The sequence below is a fragment of the Sulfitobacter sp. HI0129 genome, from assembly GCF_001635395.1.
In the GTDB taxonomy this organism is placed as follows: Bacteria; Pseudomonadota; Alphaproteobacteria; order Rhodobacterales; family Rhodobacteraceae; genus Sulfitobacter.
The window spans coordinates 1-6,782 of the sequence record NZ_LWGH01000270.1 but is presented as its reverse complement, the minus strand read 5'-3'; the positions used below and the strand labels follow the sequence as shown (position 1 = coordinate 6,782).

Sequence of the window (6,782 nt, the reverse complement as noted above, 5' to 3'; positions counted from 1 at the left end):
ACGGCTGCAGCCCGACCATCCCGAAACACGCATGCTTCTGGCCGAGCTTCACGTGGCCGCCGAAGACTTTCCGCAGGCGCGCCGGTCCTTGGGCGATCTGGTGGAATCCGAGCCTACTGCGCGTTCCGTGACACTGATGGCGGCAATCGAGCGCGGCGAAGGCGCGTCCGACAGTGTGGTCAAAGGCTGGCTCACCCGGGCGCTGACCGTGCCGCGCGGCCCGCAATGGATTTGCGAGAATTGCCAACATATCCACGCATCCTGGCAGCCCGTTTGCAACAACTGCGGCAGCTTTGACACGTTGGAATGGAAAACTCCCCCCATGTCCGAGGTGGCGATGCCCGGCGGCGTCCAGATGCTGCCCCTGATCGTCGGTACAACGGAAGACCGGGCAGGCGCACGTGGCGTCCCCACGGTCGCGACCCGCAGCGATATCGAGGAGGCGGAACTGGTTTCCGACGACTCCGCAGAGTCTACAGCGGCGAACAGGCCCGAGACGAGCACCCGGCAGGACACGATCACCGCCGGCCCCTGAGCGAGGGGCCATCGGCAGGGCGGCAATACCGTCGGCGTACCCCCGGAAACCGTCTCTGAATCGAGGGTTCGGGACGCATCTGCGCGCCAAGGTCATCGTATGGAAGCCGTGGGAGATATTCGTCGTTCCAAGCGGGCAGGAAATCACGCATGAAATGGGGGGAGGACAGCGCGCTGTTCTCCCAATTCCGAGAGGCCCATTCAGGAAAAGCTCGGCCTTTTCCGCGACAAAAGAGGAAGTCACTGATGTATGTTTTCGACGCTCCCGCGCAGCCCAGTCTCGCCGTTCAGGGGAGTGAGGATCGTTTCCCCATTCGCCGCATCTTTTGCGTGGGCCGCAACTACGAAGCCCACGCGCGCGAAATGGGGAAAGACCCGACGCGGGAAGCTCCGTTTTTCTTCACTAAACCGGCGGATGCGGCGCTGGATACGCCCTGTACCATTGCCTACCCGAAGCTGACCGAAAATCTGCACCACGAAATCGAACTGGTCATCGCGATCGGAAAGGAAGGCTCCGATATTGCCGAGGACGAGGTGATGAACCACGTCTGGGGCGCTGCGGTCGGGCTCGACATGACGCGCCGCGATCTGCAGACCGAAGCGAAGAACGCGGGCCGCCCGTGGGACTGGGGGAAGGCCTTTGATCAATCGGCGCCTATCGGGGCGATCAAGCCGATTGGTGACGTGCCTTCAATCTCCGAAGGGCGCATCTGGCTCGCCGTGAACGGTGAGACGCGGCAGGACGCTGATCTGTCCGATTTGATCTGGTCGGTGCGCGAACATGTGGCGACCCTGTCGCGCGCCATGCATCTACGCCCGGGCGATCTGGTGATGACGGGCACGCCCGCCGGGGTCGGGTCGGTCGGACCCGGGGATGTGATCACCGGCGGTGTCGAAGGCATCGGTGAGCTTGAGGTGAAGATCGGACCGCGCGCATAGGCCCGGGTGGACGGGGCCCGTTACTTTCCCGGACGCAGGAAATCTGTCAGCAGGTCCGCGACCTCTGCCGGTTTGTCCCAATGTAGGGAATGGCCCGCATCGGGCAGGGTGGTTTGTGTGATATCGGGCATCGCGGCAAAGGCGGCGCGGCCTGCCTCCTCCGGTATCAGCAGATCGTCGCCCGCAAAGACCGTCAGCACCGGGCAGGTCACATCGGCGGCCCGGATCGTGGGGCGGTAGCTGCGCAGCACCTCAATCTGATGGGCCATGGCATCCCGCCCCTGCGCATGGGGGTAGCCTAACGCCAGTGTCAGAGCCTGTTCGACGGCACCCGGGGTGGCAAAGAAGGCCGGGGCGAAAAGCCATGGGTAGAGGGCGCGCAACCACAGCGTTTCCCCTTCGGGCGCGCTTCGTACCGCCAGCAGGCTGTCGAAGACGCCCATGGTACGCGGGACCCGCACCGGCGCAGAGGCGAGGATGCAAATCCGCCGGACGGCATCTGGCTCCAGCCCGAACAGTTCCATCGCGATGAGACCGCCCATGGAATGGCCGCAGACGTCATAGCGTTCGAACCCAAGATCGGCCATCAGCGCCGCCGCATCCCGGGCATAGATCTGCACTGAGGCCTCTGCGTTCCATGGCCGGGTCCGGCCCGTGCTTCTGTTGTCGGGCCGCACCACGGTGAAATGGGGGGTCAGATGGGGCAGCAGGGCGGCCCACCCCGCGCTGTCGCCCATCATGCCCGCAAGCAGCAGCAGTGGCGGCCCGGAACCGTCGACCTCGTAATGCAGGGTCACATTTTCGGGCAGGGTGAGTTCAGGCATTGAGATCGCTCCATGTGGGTAGCAGGTCGCCCGGGGCAGGGCGCGCATGGTAGGCGGCCCGGGCGATGGCCCGCGCAAGGCAGAGTGATGCCGCGTGCCCCGTCAGCAGCACATCCCCCGCCGGGCGTTTTCCGGTGGAGACCCCGAAAACCAGATCGCCGTCGTTCGGGGTATGGGCAGGCAGTGTCGCCCTGCCGATCCCGTCATGGGCCGCGGTGGCAATTCTTTGGCATTCCGCCTTTGTCAGAGCCGCATCCGTGGCGACAATGGCGATGGTGGTATTTTCACGCGGATGCATGGAATCCCGCTTACGGCTTTCGAAGGACATGCCCAGCGCGCTGGCCGGATCGACCCCGAGACCGCCGAATTCATCGCCGATCTCGAACGGGGCGGCATAGAAGTGTCTGTCGCCCGGTGTCGTGACGGCCCCGACCGGATTCGCGACCACAAGCGCACCCACCGTGCTGCCATCCGGCAGGCGGAGCGAGGCGGAGCCGAGGCCACCCTTTACCATGGCGGTCAACGCGCCCGTACCGGCACCCTCCGTGCCCAGCTCAAACGACGCCCCCGCTGCGTCGAAGGCCGCCCGCCCGAGCGCGCGATAGGGGTTTTCGCCCCAGTCCTTCGTGCCGCCGTTCAGCAGGTCAAAGATGATCGCCCCGGGAACCAGCGGGATCGTGGCCGTGCTGATGCGCAATCCGCGCCCCGCCGCGCGCAGCCCGTCCATCACGCCCGAACAGGCGTCCAGCCCGAAGGCGGAGCCGCCGGAAAGTACCAGCGCGTCGACCGTGGGCACCGTTTTGTCGGGCGACAGAAGCTCCGTTTCCCGCGTGCCGGGGGCACCACCCATCACGGCGACGGAGGCGACCAGCGGCTCACGCCCGCAAAGCACGGTCGTTCCCGATTTTATCGCGACATCGCTGGCGTTGCCCACCAGGATACCTTCGACGTCGGTGATCAGGTTCCGCGACCCCGGTGTCAGCACCCGGCGCCCCAACTGTGGAGTGCCGACACGATCACTCGCCTCATATGCAGCGGCCCCCGTCGACTTCCATCGCGACCCCGGTGATCATGCTCGCTTCGTCGGAGCAGAGGAACAGCGCCGCATTGCCCATATCCTCAGGCTGGGAAAACCGGCCAAGGGGAATGGTCGATAGGAACTTCTGCCGCATTTCCGGTGTATCCTCACCCATGAAAGAGGCCAGAAGCGGCGTTTCCCCCGCAACCGGGTTCAGCGCGTTCACGCGGATCTTGTCGGGCGCCAGTTCGATGGCCATCGTCCGGGTCGCGGTGATCAGCCAGCCCTTGGAGGCGTTGTACCAGTTGAGCCGGGGCCGGGGGGAGACTCCCGCCGTTGACGCCACGTTGAGGATCGTGCCGGATTTGCGCGCCTGCATGAGCGGCACGACCTCCCGCGAGGTATAGTAGACGGATTTCATGTTGACCCGGTAGACCCGGTCGAAATCATCTTCTGAGACGTCCTGCAAGGGGGCGGGCATATGCGTGACGCCCGCGTTGTTCACCATGATGTCGACATGGCCCCATGCGTCTGCCGCCGCGCGCACCATCTGCCTGACGGAGGCGCCGTCGCCCACATCCACCCGTTGGGCAAGGGCGTGGTCGCCCATTTCCTGTGCCATTTGTTCGGCGCCATCGATATTGATATCGGCGATCATCACCCGGCAGCCTTCCTGCATGAAACGGCGCACGATGCCGGCGCCGAACCCGGAGGCCCCGCCGGTCACGATGGCGGTTTTTCCTGTCAGTCTCATTCGTCCTCCATTCCGTGATACGCCGCCACGGTCTTCAATTGCGAGAACCCGTATAGTGCCTCGAATCCCTTTTCACGGCCATGGCCGGATTTGCCGATACCGCCAAACGGCAGTTCCACACCGCCGCCCGCACCGTAGTTGTTGATGAAAACCTGACCGCATTTCAGCTTGCGTGCCATTCGCATCTGGCGGGCACCGTTCCCCGCCCAGACGGATGCGACCAGCCCGTAGTCCGTGCCGTTCGCGATCGCCAGTGCTTCGGCTTCGGTATCGAAGGGGATCACCACCTGAACCGGCCCGAAGATTTCATCCCGGGCGAGCGTATGGTCCACCGGTACATCGGCAAAAAGGGTCGGCACCACATAGGCGCCGGTATCTGGCGCATCGACGAGACGGCCCCGCGCGGCGACCCTGAGGTCTTTGCCTTGGGCAATGAAACCGTCCACGATACGCTTCTGACGGTCCGATATCACGGGGCCGAGGCGGGCATCCTTCATGGCGGGGGAGACGGTTAGCTCTTCGTAGGCAGCCGCCATGCGCCGGAGCACCTCGTCATAGACCGGACGTTGCAGGAGTATTCGCGACGACGCGGAACAGGTCTGGCCCGCGTTCTGGATCCCGGCATTGACCAGAAAGGGCAGCGCATGGTCGAGATCCGCGTCATCGAAGACGATCTGAGGTGATTTTCCGCCCAGCTCCAGCGTCACCGGCACCACGTTCCGGCCCGCCGCCTGCTGGATGAGCGCACCGGTACGCACCGATCCGGTGAAGGAGATATGTTGCAGCCCCGGATGCCCGGCCAGCGCGGCCCCGGCCTCCGCCCCGATCCCCGGCACGACGTTGAGCGCACCCGCGGGCAGACCGGCCTCCTGACAGATATGGGCGAAGGCGAGCGCGGTCAGGCAGGCTTCCTCTGCCGGTTTCAGCACGCAGGCGTTGCCCATCGCCAGCGCGGCGCCTACCGATCTGCCGATGATCTGCATCGGGTAGTTCCATGGAACGATATGGCCGGTGACGCCGTGGGGTTCGCGCAGGGTGTAGACGGTATATCCCTCCAGATAGGGAATGGTCTGGCCATGCACCTTGTCCGCCGCACCTGCGTAGAATTCCATGTAGCGTGCCAGCGCCACCGCGTCCGCCCGGGCCTGCGAAAGCGGCTTGCCGACATCCCGCGCCTCGAGCTCCGCGAGGATATCGACACGCTCCAGCACCATTTGGCCGATGCGCGTCAGGATGCGCCCGCGTTCAAAGGCGGGAAGCTTCCCCCATTGCCCGTCCAGCGCGCGATGCGCGGCCTCTACGGCGGCATCCACGTCCTCCGGCCCGCCCCGGGCGATCTGCGCAAGCTGGCTGCCGTCCGAGGGATCGATCAGATCGAGCGTATCGCCCGACCGGGCGGGCACCCATTGCCCATCGATGAGGCACAGCGCCGTATCGAACCACGCGGGATGCGGGTTATTCATGTCATGCCCTTTCGACCCTGAAGTTGAAAATGCCTGCCTGCGTTGCGGTTCGTGGCGGTGCCTCGGTTATGTCGCAGACGTTTTCGCAGGCGGAAAGGCATTGCCGCCAGAACGGCATGCCCCCCGGCGCCTGCGCGGACACCCCGAGAACCCAGTCGCCGCCGAGGCTATTGAAGACAAGCTCCGCCGCCTCGGTCCCGACACCGCGATGGCGAAAGGCGGGCTGGATCGTGAATTCCGCCAGTTCATGGGTTCCGTCGCGGTGGTTCCAGACCAGCGCGAAGCCGATGGGAACGCCATCCTCTTCGATGAGGTAGGGATGACGGCCCGGCTCTATCCAGTACCTGTCCAGCGCCATGGGGAAATAGGGTGGCCCCTCCGGCAGGACTTCGGCGAAATAGGTTTTCGCCATGTCGTCCAGCATGGCGCGATGGGCTTCGGCCACCCGGCTGATGGAGATGCGGCCCGTCATGCGGGCACCTGCATCGGCGGCAGAACCGGCGCCGCCGCGATCAACTGGCGGGTATAGGGATGGCGGGGGTTGTCAAAGACATCTTGCGTTGCCCCGGATTCGACGATCTTGCCCGCCTGCATCACCAGTACCCGATCCGTTACCGTCCGCACGACCGACAGATCATGCGAAATGAAAAGGTAAGTCAAATCATAGGCCCGGCAGAGGTCGGCGAGCAGATCAAGGATCTGCGCCCGGACCGACACGTCGAGCGCGCTCACCGCCTCATCAAAGAGGATCAGTTCGGGCCGGATGATCAGGGCGCGTGCGATGGCGATACGTTGGCGCTGGCCGCCGGAAAATTCGTGGATGTATCTTTGCGCATCCTTCGGGGATAGCCCCACAGCGGTGAGCGCTTCGTCCACCGCGCGGGTCCGGTCCGCGCCGCGCGGCGGATCCTTTGTAAGGTGAAAGGGTTCGGTAATCAGGCGGTCGACCCGGTGCCGGGGGTTGAAGCTTCCGAAGGGATCCTGAAACACCACCTGCATCTTGCGCCGTACCGCAAGGTTCGGGCGGTTGCCGGCAAAGACCGGCGCGCCGTCGAGCGTGATTTCCCCTTCGTCCACCTTGTCGAGACCAAGGATCGTCCGCGTCAGGGTCGATTTTCCACAGCCGGACTCCCCCACCAGCCCCAACCTTTCGCCCCGGTCTATGGTAAAGCTGACGTCGTCCACGGCGCGGAACCGGCCCGGCGCCCCGAAAAGGGAGCTTCGCGGCAGGCGGTAATCGCGCGAAACAT

Annotated in this window: 8 protein-coding genes; 2 read left to right on the top strand and 6 right to left on the bottom strand. The window is 64.8% G+C overall.

All coding sequences use genetic code 11. From position 1 onward, the window contains the following. Positions 1-535, top strand: a 535-nt coding sequence (locus A3764_RS05635) for a tetratricopeptide repeat protein (protein ID WP_150122083.1), incomplete at its 5' end; no start/stop codon positions are given. Between the two features lie 245 nt (positions 536-780). Next, the gene (locus A3764_RS05630) at positions 781-1,473 is read left to right on the top strand and encodes a fumarylacetoacetate hydrolase family protein (RefSeq protein ID WP_067919084.1); all 693 of its coding nucleotides are present in this window, start codon (positions 781-783) and stop codon (positions 1,471-1,473) included. 20 nt (positions 1,474-1,493) lie between these two features. Here the strand turns inward: A3764_RS05630 and A3764_RS05625 are convergent, their stop codons facing one another. The 6 genes from A3764_RS05625 to A3764_RS05600 form a co-directional block, all read right to left on the bottom strand. Further along, on the bottom strand, positions 1,494-2,297 hold the full coding sequence (locus tag A3764_RS05625; protein WP_067919087.1) for an alpha/beta fold hydrolase: 804 nt from the start codon (positions 2,295-2,297) through the stop codon (positions 1,494-1,496). Next, the gene (locus tag A3764_RS05620; RefSeq protein WP_067919099.1) at positions 2,290-3,279 is read right to left on the bottom strand and encodes a P1 family peptidase; all 990 of its coding nucleotides are present in this window, start codon (positions 3,277-3,279) and stop codon (positions 2,290-2,292) included. The genes A3764_RS05625 and A3764_RS05620 overlap by 8 nt, the downstream gene beginning before the upstream one ends. Before the next feature lie 43 nt (positions 3,280-3,322). Beyond that, a complete protein-coding gene (locus tag A3764_RS05615) occupies positions 3,323-4,069 on the bottom strand; it encodes an SDR family oxidoreductase (RefSeq protein ID WP_067919090.1) in 747 nt (248 codons plus the stop codon). Further along, positions 4,066-5,532 (bottom strand): aldehyde dehydrogenase family protein, encoded by a 1,467-nt coding sequence (locus tag A3764_RS05610; protein WP_067919092.1) that lies wholly within the window; start codon positions 5,530-5,532, stop codon positions 4,066-4,068. The genes A3764_RS05615 and A3764_RS05610 overlap by 4 nt, the downstream gene beginning before the upstream one ends. 1 nt (position 5,533) lies before the next feature. Continuing rightward, positions 5,534-6,004: a GNAT family N-acetyltransferase gene (locus A3764_RS05605; protein WP_067919095.1), complete on the bottom strand. Its 471-nt coding sequence runs from the start codon at positions 6,002-6,004 to the stop codon at positions 5,534-5,536. Then, a partial coding sequence (locus A3764_RS05600; RefSeq protein ID WP_150122082.1) for an ATP-binding cassette domain-containing protein occupies positions 6,001-6,782 on the bottom strand: 782 nt, incomplete at its 5' end. The genes A3764_RS05600 and A3764_RS05605, both read right to left, overlap by 4 nt.